This window comes from Zoogloea sp., from assembly GCF_041908905.1.
Taxonomy (GTDB): domain Bacteria; phylum Pseudomonadota; class Gammaproteobacteria; order Burkholderiales; family Rhodocyclaceae; genus Zoogloea.
On sequence record NZ_JAYREK010000046.1, the window covers coordinates 1 to 22,488 of the forward strand.

Sequence of the window (22,488 nt, forward strand, 5' to 3'; positions counted from 1 at the left end):
ATTTGAGGCATAATAGCGCCATTCGTTTCAATCTAGCACCAATTTTACGAGCAGGCAAAAATTATGTGTACCTCGGTTTTCGTGAAGCAGTGGCTTTGTGTGGCAAGCCTTAGCGTGGTCTTGGCTGGCTGTGAACACAACAGTGAACCTAGCGTGGCACCTGTGAAACAGGTGGATGTTGTTGAAGTTACGCCCCGACCGTTGCAGATCGATACTGACCTTGCGGGTCGTGTAACTCCCGTCCGCGTAGCAGAGGTTAGGGCTCGGGTGCCTGGAATTGTCGTGAAGCGAGCGTTTGAGGAAGGGGCCGACGTAAAAGCCGGTCAGATCCTGTTTCAAATTGATCCGGCGCCTTACAAAGCCGCCTTGTCCCGAGCGGAAGGTGAATTGGCAAAAATCGAGGCAGAAAGCGTCGAAGCAGACGCCGTCGTACGCCGATATAAACCGTTGGTAGAAATTGAAGCAGTTAGCCAACAAGAGTTCGATGCTGCTGTTGCCAAGCACAAGGGAGCTCTCGCCGCGAAACGGGCTGCACAAGCCAATGTAGAAACAGCGCACCTGAATCTGGAATACGCAACCGTCCGAGCTCCTATTTCAGGACGTATTGGGCGGGCATTGGTTACTGAAGGTGCTCTGGTTGGCCAGGCTGACGCCACACACATGGCAACTATCCAGCAACTGAACCCTATCTATGTCGACTTTACGCAGTCGGTTGGCGAGGTAATGCAAACACGTGAAGCGCTTGCCACCGGACGTCTAGCAAAGAGACCGGATGGTGGCGCGGCAATTAAGGCGAAGATTGATGGAAGCAATCTCACCCGAGAAGGAAGTTTGCTCTTCTCTGATATTGGGGTTGATCAAACAACAAACCAAGTAACAGTGCGGGGCAAATTCAGTAATGAAGACAATGTAATGCTGCCAGGTATGTATGTTCGAGTAACAGCAGTGCTCGGTGAGAATCCTAAAGCGATTTTGATACCGCAACGCGCCATAAGTCGGAGCACTGACGGAAAGCCGCAAGTCTTCGTTGTGAACACAGAGGGCGTGGTTGAAGTGCGTTCCGTAGAAACCGGCGCGATGCACGGATCTGATTGGCATATTCAAAGTGGCCTGACGGTAGGTGAAAAAGTCATCGTTGGTGGTGCCAATGGCCTTCAGCCTAACGAGAAGGTCACAACGCAATTAGCTGGACAAGCTTCTGCGGCAACGAATCCGAAAGCCAACTGATTTTGGATCTCGGCTGAATACAGCTCTCAAAGGACAACCATGCCCAATTTCTTTATTGCCCGACCTAACTTCGCATGGGTCGTGGCTATCTTCATCACGTTGGCGGGTCTTTTAGCCATCCCTTCGTTGCCTGTCGCTCAATATCCAAACGTGGTGCCGCCTCAGATTTCTATTACAGCGACCTACCCTGGTGCGTCGGCCAAGGTCTTAACAGAAACAGTCACCAGCATTATTGAAGAGGAACTCAATGGTGCTAAGAACATGCTGTATTTCGAATCGACAAGCAACTCGAATGGGATGGCGGAAATAACCGTCACGTTCGAGCCAGGCACTGATGCGGACCTTGCTCAGGTTGATGTTCAAAATCGACTCAAGCGAGCTGAAGCACGTCTGCCTACTGCGGTGACACGCCAAGGGGTCCGAGTAGAGCAAGCTAACGCAGGCTTCGTGTTGTTCTATGCACTAACTTATAAAGGGAATGCGGAAGGAAAAGACGAGGTTGGGCTTCTCGATGTTGCGACGCGGCGTATCAATAACGAAGTCCGGCGGGTAAAAGGTGTCGGGAAAGTAGTCTATTTCGGTACTGAAGTGGCTATGCGCGTTTGGTTGGACCCGAAAAAACTCAATGGATACGGCGTTTCAGTCTCCGACGTGAATGCCGCATTAGCCAAGCAGAATGTTCAAGTGCCAGCAGGGAGCTTTGGTGCTCGGCCGGGATCAACCGACCAGGAGTTCACCGGCACACTCGTAGTGAAGGGGACGTTAGACACGCCTGAGGAATTTGGTCAAATTATTCTGAAGGCCAATCTTGATGGTTCGAGTGTAAAACTGTCCGATGTGGCGCGGATTCAGATAGGCCAGCAAGACTACAACTTTGAGACCCGACTGAATGGCAAAGTTGCCGTCTCTGGTGCTGTGCAATTGGCCCCCGGCGCAAACGCGATTGCTATGGTTAACGCGGTAAAAGCTCGTATAGCTGAGTTGGGGCCGACTCTTCCAAACGATATCGAAGTTTCCTTCCCTTATGACACTTCTCTATTCGTAAAAGCATCAATCGAAAAGGTAATTCATACATTGGTGGAGGCGGTGATGCTCGTGTTCCTAGTGATGCTCCTCTTCCTTCAAAACCTTCGGTACACCTTGGTACCGACAATCGTTGTTCCAGTATGCCTGCTCGGCACTTTTGCTGTGATGTCAGTATTGGGATTTTCCATCAACATGATGACCATGTTTGGGATGGTTCTGGCAATCGGCATCCTGGTGGATGATGCCATCGTCGTTGTTGAGAATGTCGAGCGAATCATGTCAGAAGAAGGGTTGTCTCCCAAGGAAGCAACCATCAAAGCCATGAGCCAAGTCTCTGGCGCAATTGTCGGTATTACTTTGGTCCTCTCTGCGGTTTTCTTGCCGCTGGCATTCATGAGCGGTTCAGTAGGTGTTATTTACAGGCAGTTTTCCCTTTCTCTCGCTGTATCGATTCTTTTTTCTGGATTCCTGGCTCTAGCTTTGACTCCTGCGCTCTGCGCATCATTGTTAAAGCCGGTTGCGAAAGGGCATCACCACGCGAAGGAGGGGGTTTTTGGCTGGTTCAATCGCAAGTTTGGCAAAGTCACTGACCGTTATGTGGGCCTTAACAGCGCGTTTGTGAAGAAAACAGGTCGCTACATGGCCATTTATCTTGGCATCTTGCTGATTCTTGGATTTCTTTACTCTCGCCTGCCAGAGTCTTTTATTCCGGCGGAGGACCAAGGCTATTACATCGTCGACGTTCAACTTCCGTCCGGGGCCACTTATCAGCGAACAAACACAACCCTTAAGGAAATGGAAAGCCACCTGGCGAAGCGAGAAGGTGTCAATGATGTCTTCACAATCATGGGGTTCAGCTTTTCAGGTATGGGCGAAAACGCCGCCATTTTGTTCCCAACCTTGAAAGACTGGTCGATCAGGGCTAAAGGGGTAACGGCTCAGGGCGAAATTGACGCAGCTAATCAACAATTTTCTTCAGTCAGCGATGGGGCCGTGATGGCTGTCATGCCCCCTCCAATCGAAGGCATGGGGAATTCCGGCGGCTTTGCACTTCGTCTCCAAGATCGCGGAGGCATCGGTCGAGATATGTTGATCAAAGCTCGTGATGAACTTCTCATGAAGGCGAATACGTCAGAGGCGATTGCCTACGCGATGATCGAGGGCTTGCAAGAAGCGCCACAGCTCAGAGTCATGATCGACCGAGTAAAAGCAGAGACCATGGGGGTCTCTATTGAGTCAGCGCACGATGTGCTGACCACGGCATTTGGCTCTGCTACCGCCAGTGATTTCGCGAATGCAGGCCGCTTACAACGTGTGGTCGTACAAGCAGACATTGGTGCTCGAATGACACCAGAAAGTGTGCAGCGCCTCTATGTGGCGAACAAAAATGGAGCCCAGGTGCCTTTCAGTGCCTTCACTACCGTTAGGTGGGAAACGGGACCAGTCCAAATCACTCGTTCGAACGGCTATCAATCCTTCAAGATCATCGGGGATGCTGCGCCTGGCCGAAGCACTGGTGAGGCAATGGCTGCACTTGAGCAAATTATCTCGACCCTCCCTGAAGGGGTCGGTTACGAGTGGACCGGACTCTCCTATCAAGAAAAGGCAGCAGGTGCCCAGGCACCATTTCTTTTCTCGCTCGCAATTCTCGTTGTTTTCTTACTGCTGGTTGCTCTGTACGAAAGCTGGTCAATTCCCTTTTCGGTGATGCTGATCGTACCTATTGGTGCTCTCGGTTCTGTTCTGGCGGTTACGGTTCTTGGAATGCCGAACGATGTTTATTTCAAGGTGGGGCTGATTACGATCATTGGTCTCGCCGCCAAAAATGCGATTCTTATCGTGGAATTTGCAAGGGAACTTCATTCGCAAGGGTATGCGTTAGTCGATGCAGCCGTAGAAGCAGCGCGACTACGCTTCAGGCCAATCGTCATGACGTCGTTTGCCTTTATTTTGGGAGTAGTTCCATTGGCATTCGCAATGGGGCCTGGTGCAGCGAGTCAGCAGGCACTGGGTATCGGCGTCATAGGCGGCATGTTGAGTGCAACTTTGTTGGGCGTTGTCTTTGTCCCTATTTTTTATGTCTGGGTCATGAATACCGTATCCACTTTTGTGGAGCGATTTGATCGTAAGTCAGCAAGTCCCGTTGAGACGAATGAGTCTGGAGTGCATTAATGAAAACAATCACATTTAATTCCAAGATTTCGTTGATGAGGCATGTTGCTCTAGCTCTCGCTGTTAGTTCTTGTCTCATTGCAGGCTGTTCACTGGCACCTATTTATGAACGGCCTCCAGCTCCTATACCCGCACACTGGCAAGCGGAGGTGCTTAATCAGGGTAAGGAGACTGCCCCGTTATCGGATGCCCCCTTGGACTGGCGTTCGTTTGTTATAAACGAAAGCCTTCGAAATCTTGTTGCGACAGCACTTGAGAACAATCGTGACCTTCGTCAGACGATTTTGAATATTGAAGCTGCTAGAGCTCAATATCGAGTTCAACGTGCAGATAGGCTGCCTAGCATCAGCTTAAATGGCACAGGGTCCAGACAGCGCGTACCTGGTGATCTGAATGTAAGCGGCGAATCCGGTGTGGTAACCAGCTACCAAGCAGGCATAGCACTTACGGCTTTTGAAGTTGATCTCTTTGGACGCGTTAAGAGCCTTTCCGATGCAGCCTTACAAGAGTATTTCGCAATTGAGGCGAATGCGAATGCTGCACGATTAGGCTTGGTCGCAGAAGTGATCCAAGCATATCTGGCTAGGGATAGCGCCTACCGACGCCTTGCTTTGACGAGGCAAACTCTGGACTCCCGGAATAAGTCGCTTGAACTCGTAAGTAAGCGGCGCGAAGCAGGTACCACTACAGTACTAGACTACCAAGAGGCTTTCGGATTGAGAGAGCAAGCCAAAGCTGATTTTGAGCGGATAGACCGCGAGCTTAGGCAGGCCGGCAATGCGTTACAGCTATTGGTCGGCGTTTCCGATCTTGATAAGTTTTTACCTCAAGAGCCAATTGATATGCCGTTCGTTCGGCAAATAGTGCCAGGAGCACCATCCGATTTACTGACCAATCGTCCAGATATTTTGGCTGCCGAATATCGGCTCCGTTCAAGAAACGCCAGTATTGGCGCTGCTCGGGCAGCATTTTTTCCTCGAATCACGCTGACAACGGCTCTGGGTAGTTCCAGTACTGCACTGTCTGGGCTTTTCGAGAGCGGCCAAAATTCGTGGTCCTTTTTGCCTCAACTAAGCTTGCCAATCTTCCAGGGGGGGCAAAACGTAGCGAACCTAGATCTGGCTACTGTTCGAAAAGATATGGCGATAGCGGAATACGAAAAAATTATCCAAGTAGCCTTTCGAGACGTATCGGATGCTCTTGATGCCAGTGCCACTCTTAAAAGAGAAGAAGAGTCACGTCGATCTTTGAGAGATGCCAGCTCGGAAACCCTTCGCCTGTCCGAGGCTCGGTATAAAGCTGGCGTGGACAACCATCTACGCTATCTCGATGCCCAACGAAGCCATTATGCAAACGAAATTGGACTCATTGAGAGCCGTACCTCAAGGCAGATCGCACTAACCTCATTGTTTAAATCTCTTGGCGGAGGTTGGAAACTCGAACCAGAAGAGCGATGAGTACCGGATTGTTACGCAAATTCACACCACGAGCACAAGTTCGGCTTAGGCAGGAGAGGCAAGGCTGACCAATGGTAAAAGGGTATTAACCACGATGAACGGTTAAACGGCCGATTAGCGGTACATTGCCGCCTAATTCAGGCCGGTGCTCAAAGGTCAGCTTTGGCCGAGTGGCTGACGTTGCAGGAATGGCTGCTTCCGGAGGGGATCTGCCTCTTGAACGACGGCTCGAGAGAAAGGACGACAGGCCGCTCCTGGCCGACAGCAGACTTGGCACACACCCTGCAAACTCTCCTCCCTCAAACCCCAAAAGGACGGGCCTCCGCCCGCCCTCTCCTTCTTTCTTTACTCCTCCGCCGGCTTGCTCTTGCCGCTGCCTCGCTTTTTCTCCGAAGCCTTCTTCAGCCCCATCGCGGCGAGCTCGTTGGAGTCGTCGCCGTACTGGCCGCGGACGGCGTCCTTGGAGCCGCGCATCTGGCTGTGGAAGCGTTGCTCGGTGGTGCCGATCTTGTCGCGGATGATGTCGAGGGCGATCTGGGCGCGGACCAGGGCGGCGCGGTCGGCCATGAGCTCTTCGTAGGTGGCGGTGATGGCCTCGAGGGTGAGGTCGGGGTCGTGGGGGGCGTAGCCCTGGATGGTGGCGAGGCCGTGGAAGGCCTGGATGTCTTCATTGATGATCTTGGCCGGGACGCGGCCGCTGGGGGTCTTGGACATGCGTGTCTCCTGGTGCGGGATGGTCGTGTCAGATCGAAGTACCACGGAAACAACAATACCCCCAACGCGTATTTATTTCAAGACTTTGGAATATCCCATGGCGCTTTACTGTTTCCCATGGCAGCGGGGCGGCATGCCGGAAGCACGGAGCTCGATGCTGGGAGCTCGCGGCCTGTTGTCACGCCCCCATGCCTTGCTGCTGGAGCCACCGGCATTGATGTTGCAAGGGCTTGGGTCGTTGTTGGCGGAGCTTGAAGCCTTGTAGCGGTCGCAATTCTTCTTGGCGCGACCGCTGACGTCGTTGTTGCAGCCGCTTTGGCTTGTGGCGCGCGGGCTTTGGTCAATCTCAGCGCCGCTTGCATCGATATTGGCGCCGTGTGATTCGCTGTTGCCAGCTTGCTGGCATTTATCGCGACGGCTAACGACGCTAACAATAGCTATTTTTCTTATAACAAGGCATCGATATAAGGGAAATGGCTATCGATATCGCCAATAGCCGCGGCGTTGATCGATCACAAGGCTGCAATATCGACTCACGTTGCCGCGTTGGTCGATCACAAGGCGCCGATAACAAGGCCAGCCCACGCATCAGAAGCCAACGGCGCGGCGAGCCCCTTATTCGGAGCGCTCCCACACGACCCGCCCCTGGCACAGCTCACCCAGCCGGGCGATGAGCGCGTCGGCGGCGGCTTCCGCCAGCGTGAAGCCGAAGGCCACCGCCTCGCCGTGCTGGATGTCGTCGAGCCGCCCGCCGGCGGCGGCGATCTCCCGGCGCAACAGCCCCTCCAGCGCATAGGGTACCGCGCAGCGGAGGGCACGCATCCTGATGATGGGCACCTTCTCGGCGTCCTTGAGGGCCTGGGCAACGCAGTCGGTGTAGGCCCTCACCAGCCCGCCGGCACCGAGCTTCACGCCGCCGTAGTAGCGCACAACCGTGGCGAGCACGCCCTCGAGGCCCTGGTGGCGCAGCACGTCGAGCATCGGTCGGCCGGCGGTGCCGGAGGGCTCGCCGTCATCCACAGCGGCCGATTGCCCGCCGGCGAGGAGCGCCCAGCACACGTGGGCCGCCCCGGGGTGCCCGGCGCGCAACCCGGCAACGATGGCCTGGGCCGCGGCGCGGCCGTCCACCGGCTGCACGCAGCCGATGAACCGGCTCTTCTTGATGAGGAGCTCGCTGGAGACGGGGGCGAGGATGCTGTGGGCCATGGCGGCGCCAAGGGTAAGGGGTGGCGGCCGGGCTTTGCAAACGGGGACGCCATCGGCACCCCGGCGCTTGAACGACGATAGGCTGCCCACCCCCCAAAATGGCCACAGGGAGGCGCCACAGGCCGCAGCGCCCGCCGTAGAATCGCCCTGCCCTACCTGAACACCATCCCGGCCCTGCGGCATCGTGCCGCGCGCGTGCCGTGGATTGCGATGCGCCTTTGCCGCCCTTCCCTTCCAAACCGACCTGCGCCCCGAAACATCCCGGGCAGGACTGACCGCCATGCACACCCTCACCGCGCAAGAACAATCCCTCGCCAAGATCTTCAGCGACGACTACGTCTTTACGATCCCCGGCTACCAGCGCCCCTACGCCTGGGGAACCGAACAGGCTCAAGAGCTGCTGGAAGACCTGCTGGGCGCCCTGGCGGCCGCGCCCGAACAGCTTGGCGAGGCGGCGCCCTACTTCCTGGGCAGCATCGTGCTGATCAAGGCCACGGCGATCCCCGAAGCCACGGTCGTGGACGGGCAGCAGCGCCTCACCACCCTGACCCTGCTGCTGTCGGCAATCCGCGCCGCGGTGACGGATTCCGGCGTGCAGTCCGACATCACCGGCTGCATCTACGAGCGGGGCAGCCTCGTGAAGGGTACCCAGGCGCGCTACCGGCTGTCGCTGCGCGAGCGCGACCGCGCTTTCTTCCGGGAGCATGTCCAGCACGAGGACGGCTTCGCCCGGCTGACCGCACTTACCGCGCCACTGCCCGACGCCCAGGGGCGCATCCGCAGCAACGCCCAGGTGTTCCAGGCCATGCTGGCCAGGCTGGATCAGGCCCAGCTGGTGCGTCTGGTGCAGTTCGTGATCACCCGCTGCTACCTGGTCACCGTGGCCACGCCAGACCTGGACTCGGCCTACCGCATCTTCGGGGTGCTCAACAGCCGCGGCCTCGACCTGAGCGCCACCGACATCCTGAAGGCGGAGGTGATCGGCAGCATCACGCCCAGCCTGCGGGACGCCTACACCACCCAGTGGGAAGACGCGGAGGAAGAACTGGGCCGCGACGAGTTCGGCGAGCTGTTCAGCCATATCCGGATGGTCTTCCGCAAGGCCAAGCCCCAGGGCTCCCTGCTCAAGGAGTTCAAGGAGCACGTCAATCCGGCGGCGCGGCCGCAGGGTTTCGTCGATGAGATCCTGCTGCCGATGGCCCAGGCCTTCAGCGAGATCAGCGCGGCGGACTACGCCAGCCAGAAGCACGCGGAACAGGTCAACGAGCACCTGCGCTGGCTCAACCGGCTCGACTTCAAGGACTGGGTGCCGCCGGCGCTGGCCTTCTTCGTGCGCCATCGCAACCAGCCGGAGGCCGTTCTGGCGTTCTTCCGGGGGCTGGAGCGGCTGGCCTACTCGATGCTGGTGCGCAAGTGCGGCATCAACGAGCGGGTCGAGCGCTTCTCGTCGCTGACGGCGGCGGTCGAGAAGGCCCAGGACCTGACCCCGCCCCAGTCCCCGCTGCAACTCACGCCACTGGAGAAGCACGAGACCTACAGCGCCCTCAACGGGCCGCTCTACCAGACCCACTCGTCGCGGGCCGTGGCCACCCTGATGCTGCGGCTCGACCGCCTGCTGTCGGACGGCAGCGCCAGCTATCAGCACGACGTGGTGTCGGTGGAGCACGTCCTGCCCCAGCAGCCGGCCCCGAACAGCCAGTGGCTGACCTGGGTGCCCGACCCGGTCATCCATGAACAGTGGGTCCATCGGCTGGGCAACCTCACCCTGCTCAGCCGCAAGAAGAACAGCGCCGCCAGCAACTACGAGTTCGCCAAAAAGAAGAGCGCCTACTTCACCCGAGGCGGGGTATGCAGCTTTGCGCTGACCACCGAGGTGCTGCAGCACGACGAATGGACCGAGGCGGTGATGGCCGAGCGGCAGGCCCGCCTGCTCACCGCGCTGGAAACCCACTGGCAGCTGCAGGGCCGCCTGAGCCGCGCCGATCTGGCCGAGGCGATGCTGGCGGATCTGGGACAGATCAGCGACGACGCGCTGTTCGAGCTGGAAAGCACCAAGCACGGCCTGACCGCAACGGCCCGGGAAACGGGCGCGGCGTTCCGCGTGCTGGCGGGCTCCCAGGCCCGACTGGCCTGGTCGGGCCAAGCCCATGGCTACCAACAACTGCGCGAGGAGCTGATCGGCGCCGGCGCGCTGACGCCGACGGGCGATGGCGCCTGCCTCGTCTTTGCCCGGGACGTGGATTTCAACAGCCCCAGCGCGGCCTCGGCCACGGTGCTCGGGCGCCCGGACAACGGCCGCACCAGCTGGCGGCTCGCCGGCACCTCGATCACCTACGCCGCCTGGCAGGACAACCTGCCGGCCGGGCAACCCGCCTCCGGGCGCAGCGAGCGGTAAGCACGGGCACCGGGGCGCGGCCCTTGACGCTGCGCCCCGGTCGCGGAGATGCTCGCGGCTCGTTCCACCCACCTCACACCCGCCATGCCCGCCACCCCTGCCCTGCCGCCGGCCTTTGCCGGCCTCGCCCCCGCCGCCGTGTGGCGGCACTTTGCCACCCTGTGCGCCTTCCCGCGCCCCTCCAAGGCCGAGGGGCCGCTGCGCGAGCACCTGCGCGCCTGGGCCGAGGCGCGCGGGCTGGCCACCGTGGTGGATGCGGCCGGCAACCTGATCATCCGCAAGCCGGCCAGCGCCGGCCGCGAGCGGGCCCCTGGCGTGGTGCTGCAGGGCCACCTGGACATGGTCTGCCAGAAGAACGCCGGCACTGCCCACGACTTTACCCGCGACCCCATCGTGCCGCGCCTCGCCAACGGCTGGCTGGTGGCCGACGACACCACCCTGGGCGCCGACAACGGCATCGGCGTGGCGCTGATTCTGGCCGCCCTCGAAGACACCACGCTCATCCATGGCCCCCTGGAGGCCCTGCTCACCGTGGACGAGGAGGCCGGCATGGGCGGCGCCCACGGCCTCGCCGCCGGCGTGCTGCAGGGCCGCCTGATGCTCAACCTCGATACCGAGGACTGGGGCGAGTTCTACCTGGGCTGCGCCGGCGGGGTGGACGTGAACGTCTCCCGCCCCGGCACGCCGGAGGCCCCGCCCGCCGGCCATGAGGCGTGGCAGGTGACGCTGGCCGGCCTGCGCGGCGGCCATTCGGGGGTGGACATCCACGAGGAGCGCGGCAACGCCATCAAGCTGCTGGTGCGCGTGCTGCGCGGGCTGGAGGCGCGCCTGCCGCTGCGCCTCACCAGCCTGGTGGGCGGCACCGCGCGCAACGCCCTGCCCCGCGAAGCCCGCGCCACCGTGCTGCTGCCCGCCGGCCAGGGCCCCGCGCTGACGGCGCTGCTCGCCGACTGGCAGGCCCTGCTGCGGGGCGAGCTGGCGGGGGTCGACGCGGGCCTCACGCTGGGCGTCACGCCGGGCGCGGCGGAAGCGGTGATGGCGGCCGCCGAGCAGGCGGTGTGGCTGGCCTCGCTGCACGCGGCGCCCCATGGCGTGCGCCGCCGCAGCCTGGCGGTGCCGGGGGTGGTGGAAACGTCCAACAACCTCGGCATGGTCGATGTCGGGCCCGGCGGCGGGCACTGCAACTTCATGGTGCGCTCGCTCGTCGACAGCGGCAGCCGGGCCCTCGCCGACGAGATCGCCAGCCTGTTCGCGCTGAGCGGCAGCGGCGTGGAGATCGCGGGCCACTACCCGGGCTGGCGGCCCGACCCGGCCTCACCGCTGCTGGCGCTGGCCCAGGCGGTGTTCCACCGGGAGTTCGGCGCCGAATCGACGGTGCAGGTGATCCACGCCGGCCTCGAATGCGGCCTCATCGCGGCGCGCTACCCGGGCATGGACATCATCTCCTTCGGCCCGACGATCCGCGGCGCCCATGCGCCGGGCGAACGGGTCGAGATCGAATCGGTGGGCAAGGCCTGGCGGCTGCTCGGCGCGATCCTCGCCGAAGCCGCAAGCCTGCCCTCGCATGCGGGAGCCATTCAATGACTCCGTTGCGCCAGCTGGGCGCCCTCGCCGCCCTTGCCACCCTCGCCCTCACCGCCTGCTCCCAGGCCCCATCGCCGCTGATCCCCCAGCTGCGCGGGGCACTGACGCCCGGCGTCCCCCTGGCCGCCGCCGAGGCCGAGCTGCAGCGCCACGGCACCACCTATTCGATCAAGAGCGCCGCCGAATGCGACGAACTCGGCCGCAGGAGCGCGATGGCCGCCGCCCTCCCGGCCCGTGGCGGGCCCTGCATCTTTGGCAAGATTCCGGTGGGCACCGACTGGCTCGGCGGGCGGACCGACGTGATCCTGCAGCTGGTGTTCACCCCCGACGGCCGCCTCGCCGACGGCAACTTCGAGGAAGTGCGCAGCCTGCGTTGAGGCGTCGACGGGCTTTCTGTCCTAGACAAAACAAAACCGCGACGCCTAAGATGAAGGCTCTCTCCTCCCCGGGTGCCCCCCCATGACAACGCCCTCCACCAAACCCGGCACCGCCGTGCCGAGCAGCCGCATCTCGCGCCTCGCCCGGCTGGGCAGCCTGGCCTCGGGCGTCGCCGGCGGCATGCTCGCCGAGGGCCTGCGCCAGCTTGCCCAGGGCCGCCGCCCCTCGGTGGGCGACCTGCTCCTCACCCCCGCCAACGCCCGCCGGGTGGCCGAGCAGCTGGCCCACCTGCGCGGCGCGGCGATGAAGGTCGGCCAGCTCCTGTCGATGGACGCCGGCGACCTGCTGCCGCCCGAGCTGGCCCAGATCCTCGCCCGCCTGCGCGCCGACGCCCAGCCGATGCCCATGAGCCAGCTGGTGCAGGTGCTGGAGGCGAGCTGGGGCAAGGACTGGACGCGCCACTTCAGCCAATTTTCGTTCACCCCGATGGCGGCCGCCTCGATCGGCCAGGTGCATGCGGCCCAGGCCCTCGACGGCCGCCGGCTGGCGATCAAGGTGCAATACCCGGGCGTCGCCCGCAGCATCTCCAGCGACGTGGACAACGTGGCGACGCTGCTGCGCATCTCGGGCCTGCTGCCGGCCAGCCTCGACGTCGCGCCGCTGCTCGACGAGGCCAAGCGCCAGCTCCACGACGAGGCCGACTACCTCAAGGAGGCCGCCCACCTGCAGCATTACCGCGGCCTGCTCGCCGATCACCCGGACTTCACGCTGCCCGAGGTGGTCGCCGAGCTGGGCACCGCGAACATTCTGGTGATGTCGCGGGTCGAAGGGCATGCGCTCGACGATCTGCAGTCCGCCCCCCAGGCCGAGCGCGACCGGGTGGCGGCGCTGCTGTTCGAGCTGCTGTTCAACGAGATCTTCAGCTTCCGGCATGTGCAGACCGACCCCAACCTCGCCAACTACCTCTACGACCCGGCCAGCCGCCGGCTGGTGCTGCTGGATTTCGGTGCAACGCGGCGCTTCGATGCGGGCCTCGTCGAGGCCTACCGGCGCCTGCTCGTGGCCGGCATGGCCCGCGACCGGCAGGGCCTCGACGCCGCGGCCGGCGAGATCGGCTACTTTGGCGCCCAGATCGAGGACCGCCACCGCCAGCAGGTGCTCGACATCTTCGTCATGGCCTGCGAACCCCTGCGCCACGACGGCCCCTACGACTTCGGCCGCTCCGACCTCGCCCGGCGCATGCGCGACGCCGGCATGCAGCTCGGTACCGACCGCGACTTCTGGCACACCCCGCCGGTGGATGCGCTCTTTCTGCACCGCAAGATCGGCGGGCTCTACCTGCTGGCGGCCCGGCTCGGCGCGCGGGTGGACATCCGCCGGCTGTTCCTGCCCCATGCCGCCCCGCAAGGCACCGGCAGCCCGGCCTGAGGGCGCGCGGGCATGAATTTCATCCTCTACCGCTTCGACCAGCCGGAGGCCACCGCCCCCTGGCAGGCCATCGACGACCGGGTGATGGGCGGCGTGTCGGCCAGCCGCATGCACCACGACCCCGCCGGCCACGGGGTGTTCAGCGGCGAGGTGTCGCTGGAGAACAACGGCGGCTTCGCCTCGGTGCGCGCCCCGGTGCGCCCGCCCGAGGCCGCCGCCGGCGCCAGCGCCTGCCTGCTGGAAGTGCGCGGCGACGGGCGGCGCTACAAGCTCAACCTGCGCACCGACGACAACTTCGACGGCATCACCCACCAGGCCGGCTTTGCGCCGCCGGCCGGCGAATGGGCGTGGGTGCGCCTGCCCCTGGCGGACTTCGTGGCCACCTGGCGCGGCCGCCCCGTCACCGCCCCCGACACCCTCGCCGCGGCGCAGCTCCGCCAGCTCGGGCTGTTGATCGCCGACCGCCAGGCCGGGCCCTTCCGGCTCGAGGTGCGCGCCATCGCCCTGGGCGACTGAGGCCCGCCGGGCCATACTGAACCCGAGAACGACCACCGACCGCCGCCAGCCCCCGAGGAACCGCATGAACACCACCTCTCGTGCCCTCGCAAGCCCGCACCCGACGCGTGAGTCCGCGACCCGCCCGCTGGCGCGCCTGCGGTTTCCAGGCTGAACGCCTACCGAAAGCCCCAGCCATGCCCCAGATCCTGCCCTCCCTGCTCGGCGCCGCGCTGCTCGCCCTCGGCGCCGGCCTCGCCACCGCCGCGCCGCCGGCCCCCAAGGCCGCCGACGCCTGCGCCGAAACTTCGCGCTGGGTGCTCGCCGGCGGCAAGCGCCTGCAGGCTGCCCCGCCGGCCGGCCCCCTCGGCGAGGCCCTCGCCAGTGAGGTCGTGCTGTTGGGCGAGCAGCACGACCAGGAGGACCACCACCGCTGGCAGCTGCAGGTGCTCGCCGCGCTGCACGCCCAGCGGCCCGATCTGGTGATCGGCTTCGAAATGTTCCCGCGCCGGCTGCAGCCGGTGCTCGACCGCTGGGTGAATGGCGAGCTGAGTGCCCGCGAGTTCATCACCCAATCGGAGTGGGAGCAGGTGTGGAACTTCCCGCCCCAGCTGTACATGCCCCTGTTCGAGTTTGCGCGCCTCAACCGCATCCCCATGCTGGCCCTCAATGTCGACGCCAAGCTCACCCGCGCGATTGCCGACAAGGGCTGGCAGGGCGTGCCCGCCGCCGAGCGCGAGGGCGTGGGCCGCCCGGCCGCACCGCAGCCGGCCTACCGCGACCTGCTGCGCGAGCTGCACCGCAGCCACCTGGCCGGCCGCCGCCAGGCCGGCAAGCCCGACAACAGCTTCGAGAACTTCCTCGACGCCCAGCTCGCCTGGGACCGGGCGATGGCCGAAGCCCTCGCGGCGCGCCTCGGCCCGGCCGGCGGCCCGCGGCGGCCCCTGGTGGTGGGCGTCATGGGCAGCGGCCACATCAACTTCGACCACGGCGTGCCCCACCAGCTGCGCGACCTGGGCGTCAAAAAGGTGACAACCCTGCTGCCGGTATCCGGTCGCGAAGCCTGCGCGGCCCTGCCGCCGGGCATCGCCGACGCGGTCTTCGTGCTGCCCGAGCGCCCCGCCGCCAGCCCCGAGCCGCCCCGGCTGGGGGTGACCCTCGAAGACCAGGGCAAGGGCGTGCGCATCGCCCAGCTCAACCCCGGCAGCCTCGCCGAGCGCTACGGCCTCAAGGCGGGCGACCGCATCGTAGAGCTGGCCGGGCGCGCCCCAGGCAGCAGCGCCGAGGTGAGCGCGGCGATCCGCCGCCAGCCGCCCGGCACCTGGCTACCCTTCAAGGTGGCGCGCAAGGACGGCGAGGTGGAGATCGTCGTGCGCTTCCCGCCGCAGCCCTGAGGCACGCCCGATGACCGCCCGCGTAGTTGCCCCCCTCTCTGCCACCCTCTCTGCCCGGATGTCTGCCCGCCTCGCCTCGGCCGCCCTGACGGCCGCCAGCCTCCTGCTCGCCGCCGGCCTCGCCCGGGCCGAGGCGCTGCTCGAACTCGACGTCTCCCTCGACCCGGCCAGCCGGGCCTTCAAGGCCAGCGCGCGGCTGAACCCGGCGGAGCGCGACTTCCGCTTTTTGCTCCACGAATCGCTGCAGGTCACCGGCGCCAGCGCCGGCGGCCGGGCCCTGACCGCGGACGCCCAGACCGGGCCGGCGGGCCTGCGTCAGTGGCGCATCCGCGGGGCCACGGCCGGGGTGCCGCTGCAGATCGACTACGCCGGCCAGCTGCCGCCCCTCGACACCGGCCGCGACCACCGCGGCGTGCTGCAGCGCATGCCGCCGATGAGCTCGCCCGAGGGCAGCTTCCTGCCGGCCGGCAGCGGCTGGTATCCCCAGGCCCACCGCATGTTCGGCTACCGGGTGCAGCTGTCGCTGCCCGGCGAGCAGCGCGGCCTGGTGGCCGGGCGACTCGCCGCCGAAACCCTGCCGGCCCGCGCCGGCGAGCCCTACCGGGCCCGCTTCGAGATGCACCAGCCCACCGACGGCATCGACCTGATGGCCGGCCCGTGGCGGGTGCGCGAGAAGCGCGTGGCCCGCAAGGGCGCCCCGCCGCTGGTGCTGCGCACCTACTTTTCGGCGGCCCTGGACGCCACGCCGGGCCTCGCCGAGGGCTGGCTGGACGACACCGAGGCCTACATCCGCCGCTACGGCGGCGAGATCGGCGACTACCCCTACGACAGCTTCTCGATCGTCGCCGGACCGCTGCCCACCGGCTTCGGCATGCCCACCCTCACCTACCTGGGCGAGGCGGTGGTGCGCCTGCCCTTCATCCGCAAGACCTCCCTCGGCCACGAGGTGCTGCACAACTGGTGGGGCAACGGGGTGTATGTGGACTACGCCAGCGGCAACTGGTCCGAGGGCCTCACCACCTTCATGGCCGACTACGCCTACAAACTGGGCGAATCCCCCGCCGCCGCGGCCGAGATGCGCCTGGGCTGGCTGCGCGACGCGCTGGCGCTGCCGGCCGACGCCCAGCCGGCCCTGCGGGATTTCCGCAGCCGCAGCCACGGCGCCGAGGCGGCGGTGGGCTACGGCAAGGCGGCGATGCTCTTCGTGATGCTGCAGGACCGCCTCGGCGAGGCGGCCTTCCGCCAGGGCCTGCAGCGCTTCTGGACGCGCTGGCGCTTCCGCACCGCCGGCTGGGGCGAGCTGCAGGCGGCCTTCGAGGAGGCCTCCGGCCAGCGGCTCGGGCCGTTCTTCGAGGCCTGGCTCAAGCAGCGCGGGCTGCCCGCGGTGCGCATCGACGCCGCCCAGGCCAGCGGCCGCCAGCTGACCCTCGACCTGGCCCAGGACGGCCCGCCCCACCCGCTGCGCCTGCCCATGGAGATCAGCGCGCCGGGGCGCCGGGAGACACGCTGGGTGAGCCTAGACGGCCCGCGGGCCCGGGTGAGCCTGGCCCTCGACTTCACCCCCGACAGCGTGCGTCTCGACCCGGACACCCGCGTCTGGCGCCGCCTGCCGCCGGGCAGCCTGCCGCCCATCCTGCGCCAGTGGATAGGCGCCGGGGCGCCGCGGCTGGTGAACACCGCCGCCGACGCCGATGCCCGCGCGGCGGTGGACGCCCTCGCCCGCCGCCTGCTGGAGCAGCCGCCCATTGGCCAGCCCCTCGCCGCCGCGCTGGCCGGCCGCGAGCCGGTGCTGATCGCCGGCCTCCACGGGGAGGTGGACCGCGCCCTCGCCGCCGCCGGCCTGCCGCCGCGCCCCGCCGAAGTGGCCGGCCGCGGCAGCGCCCAGGTGTGGACGCTGGCACCTGCCGGCGGCCGCAGTGCGCCCGTGGCGGTGATCTCCGGCCGCGACGCCGCCAGCATCGGCGCCCTGGAGCGCGGCCTGCCCCACTACGGCGCCCAGAGCTGGCTGGTCTTCGAGGGCGGCCGGGCGATCGCCCGCGGCACCTGGCCGGCGAGCCTGCCGGCCGTGCCGGTCGTCCGCCGCTGAGGGGGGCCCGGCAGCGGCGCAATCGACGCCTGCACCGCGGGCGCCGCTCAGGGCGTCAGCCCGAAGCCGTCCTTCAGGGCGTCCCGCAGCCAGGCCACGAACACCTGCACCGCCTTCGGCACCGTCGGGCTGTAAGGGCGGATCGCGCACAGGCGGTCGCCGAACAACCCCACCGGCCGCCAGTCGGGCAGCACCGGCACCAGCAGGCCGTCGAGCAAGGCCTGGCGGGCGGTGAAATCCGACAGCACCGCCAGCCCCAGCCCACCGACGGCCGCCTCGCGGAGGGCCTCGCTGTTGTTGGCGGCAAAGCAGCCGCGGACCGGCACCGCCAGCGGGGCGCCTCCGGCCAGCGGCTCGAAACGCCAGGCCAGCGAACCGCCGCCGCGCCGGTAGCCCAGGCAGTCGTGGCCGGCCAGGGCCCGGGGGTCGGCCGGCACGCCCCGGCGCCGGAGGTAGTCGGGGCTCGCCACCAGCACCGAGCGGGTCTCGCAGAGGGTCCACGCCACATGCGTCTCGGGGACCACCGAGACATGGCGGATCGCCACGTCGAAGCCGTCGCGGGCCAGGGAGCTGATCTGCGCCGACAGGTCGAGCTCGAGGGACAGCTCGGGATAGGCCCGCAGGAAGGCCGGCACCAGGGGCACGATGTGCTGGCGTCCCAGGGCCACCGGCGCCGTCACCCGCAGCACGCCGCGGGGCGTGTCGGCCAGCTCGCGCACGCCGGCAAAGCTGCGCTCGATCTGCGCGAAGGCCCCGCGGGTGGCCTCCACCAGGCCCTCGCCGGCCTCGGTGAGACGCAGGCTGCGGGTGGTGCGACGCACCAGCGGCACGCCGGCCGCCGCCTCGAGCTCGCGGATGCGCTGGCTCACCGCCGCCTTGCTGACCCCGAGCCGCGCCGCGGTGGCGGTGTAACTGCCCGTCTCGGCAAGCACGCCGAGCCAATGCACGTGCCCCCACAGGGCGTCGATCTGCTGTTTTTTCATACGCGGATTGTTCATCATCCTGAACAGTGAAACCAGGCTTTGCGCCTTCCCCCGCGGCGGGCCGGTGCCTAGACTCGGGGCCTGGCACCTGTCATCCGCCCGAGGACCTTTCATGCAACTCACCCCCCGCCTTGTCCTGATGCTGTCCACCCCGCCGCTGATGTGGGCCTGCAACGCCGTGGTCGGCCGCCTGGCGATCGACAGCATCGGCCCCCTGTGGCTCAACGCGCTGCGCTGGGTGGTCGCCTTCGCGCTGCTGCTGCCCCTCGGCTGGGCGGCGCTGGGCACCGCCCGGGCGCGGGCGCAGATCCGCGAACGCTGGCAGGTGCTGGCCATCCTCGGGCTGATCGGCGTCGGCGCCTACAACGCGCTGCAGTACATGGCCCTGCGCACCAGCACGCCCCTCAACGTCACCCTGATCGCCTCCAGCTCGCCCGTGTGGACGCTGCTGATCGGCGCCCTCCCCTACGGCGCCGTGCCGACCCGCCAGCAACTGGCCGGGGCCGTGCTGTCGCTGTGCGGCGTCGCGCTGGTGCTGGCACGGGGCGAGCCGGCGGCCCTCGCCGACGTGCGCCTGGTGCAGGGCGACCTGCTGATGCTGCTGGCCATCATCGGCTGGTCGTTCTACAGCTGGATGCTCGCCCGGCCGCCGGCGTCGATGCGCGGCGCGGCGCGGCCGGCCTGGAACTGGGCCGAGTTCCTGGTGGCCCAGTGCGTCTTCGGCGTGGCCTGGGCGGTGGGCGCGGTGGGCCTCGGCGAGCTGGTGGTGCCGACCGGCCCGATCCAGTGGTCGTGGCAGCTGGCCGCCGCGATCCTCTTCGTGGCCGTCGGCCCGTCGATCATCGCCTACCGGCTGTGGGGCCTCGCGGTGGGCGAGGCCGGGCCGGCGATGGCGGCGATCTTCTACAACCTCACGCCGCTGTTCGCCGCGATCCTGTCGGCGGCGGTGATCGGCGAGAGCCCCCAGGCCTTCCATGCCGTCGCCTTCGGCCTGATCGTGGGCGGGATCTTCGTCTCGTCGCGCACCCGGGCGCAGCCGCCACGCCCCCGCTGACGCCCCCACAAAGCGCTCAAGAATCCGCCCGGCAAACCGAAAAATGTCATGAATCGGGCTCGCCGGGCAGCCATTCAGGCCGCTGCGAACGCCTCTGACCAAGGATCCAGCATGCGCAACAATCAGCCTGTCACGGGCCGGGAACTCCTTCTCGAGCCCAACGTGGTCATCATTTCCCGCACGGATGCCGAGGGGCGGATCACCTTCGCCAACGACGACTTCCTCCGGACCAGCGGCTTCTCCCTCGACGAGCTGATCGGCGAGAACCACAACATCCTGCGCCACCCGGACATGCCCGCCGAGGCCTTCCGCGACCTGTGGACGACCCTCCGCCGCGGTCGCCCATGGTCGGGCCTGGTCAAGAACCGCTGCAAGAACGGCGACCACTACTGGGTGCGCGCGTCGGTGACGGCCAACGCCGGAGGCGGCTACATGTCGGTGCGGGTGCCCCCCGAGCGCGCCGAAGTGGCGACGGCCGAAGCCCTCTACGGGCGCATGCGCAGCGACCCCGAGCTGCGCCTCCACGAGGGCCAGCCCGCCCGGCGCGGCGTGGCCCGCTTGGTCGAGCGCGTGGCGACCGCCGCCGACCGGGTGCCCATCGGCCGGCGCCTGCTGCTGGTGATGGTGGTGGTGATGCTGATGCTCGCCGGCGCCCTGGTCGACAGCCTGCACTCCGCCCGCCGGATCGAGACCGAATACCGCAGCCACATCTCCGCCGACATCAGCCGCCAGGTCACCTTCGACAAGCTGTACGCCCAGGGGCTGCAGATGGGCCAGGCGCTGCGCAACGTGATGCTCGACCCTGACAACCCCAAGGCCTTCGACAACTACGCCAAAGCCGCCGAGAACTTCGAGAAGCTCATCGCCTCGGCGCGGGACGAGGACAAGCGGCTCTTCAACTCGGGCCTGCCCGAGCGCATCGACGCCCTGCGCGGCGAGCAGCGGCGGATCCACGAGCAGCTCTTCGCCCTCGTCAAGTCCGGCCAGCTCGACGCCGCCCGGGCCCTCCTCAACAAGGATGAGACCCCAAAATGGCGCGAGATCCGCGACCTGCTGCTCGACGAGATCAAGCGCCTCGACGAGCTGTCGCCCCAGTTGCTGGAGAAGCTCGCCACCCAGTCCGACGCCGCCGTCCAGCGCAGCATCGCGCTGGCCCTCGGGGCGATGATCCTCGGCACCCTGATCGCGGCGGCCATGCTCAGCCGCATCGCCCACCAGGCGAGCCGCGCCCGGGCCATCATCGCGGCGGTCGCCCACGGCCGGCTCACCGAAACCATCCACCCCGGCGGCGAGGACGAGCTCGCGGAGATCCTCACCGACGTGGCGCTGCTCCGCAACCGCCTCCACGAGGCGATCAGCCTGATCCAGCAGTCCGCCGGCAGCCTCGCCGAATACAGCGAACGCCTGGGTAGCGCCAGCGCCGCCACCCTCGAGGCCGCCCAGAGCCAGAGCGAGAACATCGTGGCGATGTCGGCCACCGTCGAGGAGCTCTCGGTGACCACCGACGAGATGAGCAGCAACGCCCGCGAGGCGATGCAGGCGGCCAGGGAATCCGAGGAGGCGACCCGCCACAGCGCCGAGGTGAGCCAGCAGGCCGCCCACTGCATCGACGGCGCCACCCGGGCCGTCGAGGGCACCGAGCAGCGCATCCTCGAGCTGGCCGAGATGTCCGGCGAGATCGGGCGGGTCGTGCAGGTGATCCGCGAGATCGCCGACCAGACCAACCTGCTGGCCCTCAACGCCGCCATCGAGGCCGCCCGCGCCGGCGAACAGGGGCGCGGCTTCGCGGTGGTCGCCGACGAGGTGAGGAAGCTGGCCGAACGCACCGGCAACTCCACCCAGGAGATCGCCCACATGATCCAGCGCATCCAGGACGTCAGCAAGGCCACCACCAGCGACGTGGCCGCCAGCAGCCAGCGGGTCGCCGAGGGCTCCCGCACCGCCCTCCATGCCGGCGAGATCGCCGCCTCGGTGGAGGTTTCCGCCGCCCGCGCCGGGCGCGCGATGCAGCTTATCGACGACGCCCTGGCCGAGAGCAGCCAGGCCACCCGCGACATCGCCGCACAGATGGAGCGTGTCGCCCAGACCGCCGAACGGGACACCGAGACCGCCCGCCGCTCCGCCGATGAAGCGCGCCAGGTCGGAATCCTGGCCAGCAAGCTCAAGGCGCTGGCGGTTCAGTTCAAGGCCTGAACCCCGGGCCCGGCCGGCCGGGCGCGAACCGTACCGCCATGAAAAAAGGGGGCCTGGGCCCCCTTTTGCGTGCCTGCGCCGGGATCGCTCAGCGCGCCGGCACCATGATGTCGGCTTCGCCTTCGAGCACGACCTTGCCGCGCACCGTGCACACGGTGTCGAACTTGGCCTTGCGCTTCTCGGGGGTCAGCTCCTTGATGGTGCAGCGGGCCACCACGGTGTCGCCGATCTTGACCGGAGCCTTGAACTTCAGGGTCTGGGCCAGGTAGATCGCGCCGGGGCCGGGCAGCTTGGTGCCGAGCACGGTGGAGATGAAGCCGGCCGACAGCATGCCGTGGGCGATGCGGCCACCGAACATGGTGGACGCAGCCAGCTCCTCGTTGATGTGCACCGGGTTGTAGTCGCCGGAGACGCCGGCAAACATCAGGATGTCCGCTTCGGTCACGGTACGGGCATAGACTGCGCTCTGGCCGACGGACAGCTCCTCGAACTTGTAGCCGTAGAACTCATCGAAATTGGTGGTCTGTTCGCTCATAGGTGCTCCTGTAGACGTGGGGGGAATCATGACCCGCACACCGGCCGCGGAAGGCCGAAGCAGCGGATCGCCCCCGCAGCATACCCCAAAAGCCGTGACACCTTCTCGCCACAGCGGCGCGACGACGCACGCTGCGCCAGGGTCGGTGCCACCTGGCCTAG

General features: G+C 66.0%; 16 protein-coding genes. 12 read left to right on the forward strand and 4 right to left on the reverse strand.

What is annotated here, in order from left to right:
* Positions 1-63: 63 nt before the first annotated feature.
* From ACE3OU_RS16990 to ACE3OU_RS17000, 3 genes are read left to right on the forward strand one after another with little or no spacing between them, the layout of a single operon-like run.
* Entirely contained in the window at positions 64-1,227 is a 1,164-nt protein-coding gene (locus ACE3OU_RS16990) for an efflux RND transporter periplasmic adaptor subunit (protein WP_374242737.1), read from the forward strand.
* Between the two features lie 39 nt (positions 1,228-1,266).
* Positions 1,267-4,425, forward strand: a complete 3,159-nt coding sequence (locus ACE3OU_RS16995) for a multidrug efflux RND transporter permease subunit (RefSeq protein ID WP_374242738.1) — start codon at positions 1,267-1,269, stop codon at positions 4,423-4,425.
* 35 nt (positions 4,426-4,460) lie between these two features.
* Positions 4,461-5,882 carry an efflux transporter outer membrane subunit gene (locus ACE3OU_RS17000; protein ID WP_374242757.1) on the forward strand — a complete coding sequence of 474 codons (1,422 nt, stop codon included), beginning with the start codon at positions 4,461-4,463 and terminating at the stop codon, positions 5,880-5,882.
* A 345-nt stretch (positions 5,883-6,227) separates the two neighbouring features.
* On the opposite strand, the gene ACE3OU_RS17005 is transcribed toward ACE3OU_RS17000, so the two are convergent.
* Together ACE3OU_RS17005 and ACE3OU_RS17010 are read right to left on the reverse strand one after the other, a co-directional pair.
* Positions 6,228-6,596, reverse strand: a complete 369-nt coding sequence (locus ACE3OU_RS17005) for a hypothetical protein (RefSeq protein WP_374242739.1) — start codon at positions 6,594-6,596, stop codon at positions 6,228-6,230.
* A 615-nt stretch (positions 6,597-7,211) separates the two neighbouring features.
* The gene (locus ACE3OU_RS17010; protein WP_374242740.1) at positions 7,212-7,802 is read right to left on the reverse strand and encodes a YigZ family protein; all 591 of its coding nucleotides are present in this window, start codon (positions 7,800-7,802) and stop codon (positions 7,212-7,214) included.
* A gap of 280 nt (positions 7,803-8,082) precedes the next feature.
* Here ACE3OU_RS17010 and ACE3OU_RS17015 point away from each other — a divergent pair, with 280 nt between their 5' ends.
* The 7 genes from ACE3OU_RS17015 (at position 8,083) to ACE3OU_RS17045 (ending at position 17,562) form a co-directional block, all read left to right on the forward strand.
* Positions 8,083-10,197: a DUF4357 domain-containing protein gene (locus ACE3OU_RS17015; protein ID WP_374242741.1), complete on the forward strand. Its 2,115-nt coding sequence runs from the start codon at positions 8,083-8,085 to the stop codon at positions 10,195-10,197.
* 84 nt (positions 10,198-10,281) lie between these two features.
* Positions 10,282-11,781: an aminoacyl-histidine dipeptidase gene (locus ACE3OU_RS17020; protein WP_374242742.1), complete on the forward strand. Its 1,500-nt coding sequence runs from the start codon at positions 10,282-10,284 to the stop codon at positions 11,779-11,781.
* Complete coding sequence (locus tag ACE3OU_RS17025) at positions 11,778-12,158, forward strand: hypothetical protein (RefSeq protein ID WP_374242743.1); 381 nt, start codon at positions 11,778-11,780, stop codon at positions 12,156-12,158. The genes ACE3OU_RS17020 and ACE3OU_RS17025 overlap by 4 nt, the downstream gene beginning before the upstream one ends.
* 82 nt (positions 12,159-12,240) lie before the next feature.
* Positions 12,241-13,587: an ABC1 kinase family protein gene (locus ACE3OU_RS17030; protein ID WP_374242744.1), complete on the forward strand. Its 1,347-nt coding sequence runs from the start codon at positions 12,241-12,243 to the stop codon at positions 13,585-13,587.
* A 12-nt stretch (positions 13,588-13,599) separates the two neighbouring features.
* A complete protein-coding gene (locus ACE3OU_RS17035; RefSeq protein WP_374242745.1) occupies positions 13,600-14,103 on the forward strand; it encodes a CIA30 family protein in 504 nt (167 codons plus the stop codon).
* A gap of 176 nt (positions 14,104-14,279) precedes the next feature.
* Complete coding sequence (locus ACE3OU_RS17040; RefSeq protein ID WP_374242746.1) at positions 14,280-15,476, forward strand: ChaN family lipoprotein; 1,197 nt, start codon at positions 14,280-14,282, stop codon at positions 15,474-15,476.
* A 10-nt stretch (positions 15,477-15,486) separates the two neighbouring features.
* Positions 15,487-17,562 carry a M1 family metallopeptidase gene (locus ACE3OU_RS17045; RefSeq protein ID WP_374242747.1) on the forward strand — a complete coding sequence of 692 codons (2,076 nt, stop codon included), beginning with the start codon at positions 15,487-15,489 and terminating at the stop codon, positions 17,560-17,562.
* Between the two features lie 47 nt (positions 17,563-17,609).
* On the opposite strand, the gene ACE3OU_RS17050 is transcribed toward ACE3OU_RS17045, so the two are convergent.
* Entirely contained in the window at positions 17,610-18,545 is a 936-nt protein-coding gene (locus tag ACE3OU_RS17050; protein WP_374242748.1) for a LysR family transcriptional regulator, read from the reverse strand.
* Between the two features lie 112 nt (positions 18,546-18,657).
* Between ACE3OU_RS17050 and ACE3OU_RS17055 the strand changes: the two genes are divergently transcribed.
* Together ACE3OU_RS17055 and ACE3OU_RS17060 are read left to right on the forward strand one after the other, a co-directional pair.
* Positions 18,658-19,599 (forward strand): DMT family transporter, encoded by a 942-nt coding sequence (locus tag ACE3OU_RS17055; protein WP_374242749.1) that lies wholly within the window; start codon positions 18,658-18,660, stop codon positions 19,597-19,599.
* Positions 19,600-19,710: 111 nt separating this feature from the next.
* The gene (locus ACE3OU_RS17060; protein WP_374242750.1) at positions 19,711-21,792 is read left to right on the forward strand and encodes a PAS domain-containing methyl-accepting chemotaxis protein; all 2,082 of its coding nucleotides are present in this window, start codon (positions 19,711-19,713) and stop codon (positions 21,790-21,792) included.
* Between the two features lie 88 nt (positions 21,793-21,880).
* Here the strand turns inward: ACE3OU_RS17060 and ACE3OU_RS17065 are convergent, their stop codons facing one another.
* Entirely contained in the window at positions 21,881-22,327 is a 447-nt protein-coding gene (locus tag ACE3OU_RS17065; protein ID WP_374242751.1) for a MaoC family dehydratase, read from the reverse strand.
* Positions 22,328-22,488 lie beyond the last annotated feature (161 nt).

Coding starts and splice junctions, on each gene's coding strand:
- ACE3OU_RS16990 (WP_374242737.1), top strand. CDS start 64: ATGTGTACCTCGGTTTTCGTGAAGCAGTGGCTTTGTGTGGCAAGCCTT.
- ACE3OU_RS16995 (WP_374242738.1), top strand. CDS start 1,267: ATGCCCAATTTCTTTATTGCCCGACCTAACTTCGCATGGGTCGTGGCT.
- ACE3OU_RS17000 (WP_374242757.1), top strand. CDS start 4,461: ATGAGGCATGTTGCTCTAGCTCTCGCTGTTAGTTCTTGTCTCATTGCA.
- ACE3OU_RS17005 (WP_374242739.1), bottom strand. CDS start 6,596: ATGTCCAAGACCCCCAGCGGCCGCGTCCCGGCCAAGATCATCAATGAA.
- ACE3OU_RS17010 (WP_374242740.1), bottom strand. CDS start 7,802: ATGGCCCACAGCATCCTCGCCCCCGTCTCCAGCGAGCTCCTCATCAAG.
- ACE3OU_RS17015 (WP_374242741.1), top strand. CDS start 8,083: ATGCACACCCTCACCGCGCAAGAACAATCCCTCGCCAAGATCTTCAGC.
- ACE3OU_RS17020 (WP_374242742.1), top strand. CDS start 10,282: ATGCCCGCCACCCCTGCCCTGCCGCCGGCCTTTGCCGGCCTCGCCCCC.
- ACE3OU_RS17025 (WP_374242743.1), top strand. CDS start 11,778: ATGACTCCGTTGCGCCAGCTGGGCGCCCTCGCCGCCCTTGCCACCCTC.
- ACE3OU_RS17030 (WP_374242744.1), top strand. CDS start 12,241: ATGACAACGCCCTCCACCAAACCCGGCACCGCCGTGCCGAGCAGCCGC.
- ACE3OU_RS17035 (WP_374242745.1), top strand. CDS start 13,600: ATGAATTTCATCCTCTACCGCTTCGACCAGCCGGAGGCCACCGCCCCC.
- ACE3OU_RS17040 (WP_374242746.1), top strand. CDS start 14,280: ATGCCCCAGATCCTGCCCTCCCTGCTCGGCGCCGCGCTGCTCGCCCTC.
- ACE3OU_RS17045 (WP_374242747.1), top strand. CDS start 15,487: ATGACCGCCCGCGTAGTTGCCCCCCTCTCTGCCACCCTCTCTGCCCGG.
- ACE3OU_RS17050 (WP_374242748.1), bottom strand. CDS start 18,545: ATGAAAAAACAGCAGATCGACGCCCTGTGGGGGCACGTGCATTGGCTC.
- ACE3OU_RS17055 (WP_374242749.1), top strand. CDS start 18,658: ATGCAACTCACCCCCCGCCTTGTCCTGATGCTGTCCACCCCGCCGCTG.
- ACE3OU_RS17060 (WP_374242750.1), top strand. CDS start 19,711: ATGCGCAACAATCAGCCTGTCACGGGCCGGGAACTCCTTCTCGAGCCC.
- ACE3OU_RS17065 (WP_374242751.1), bottom strand. CDS start 22,327: ATGAGCGAACAGACCACCAATTTCGATGAGTTCTACGGCTACAAGTTC.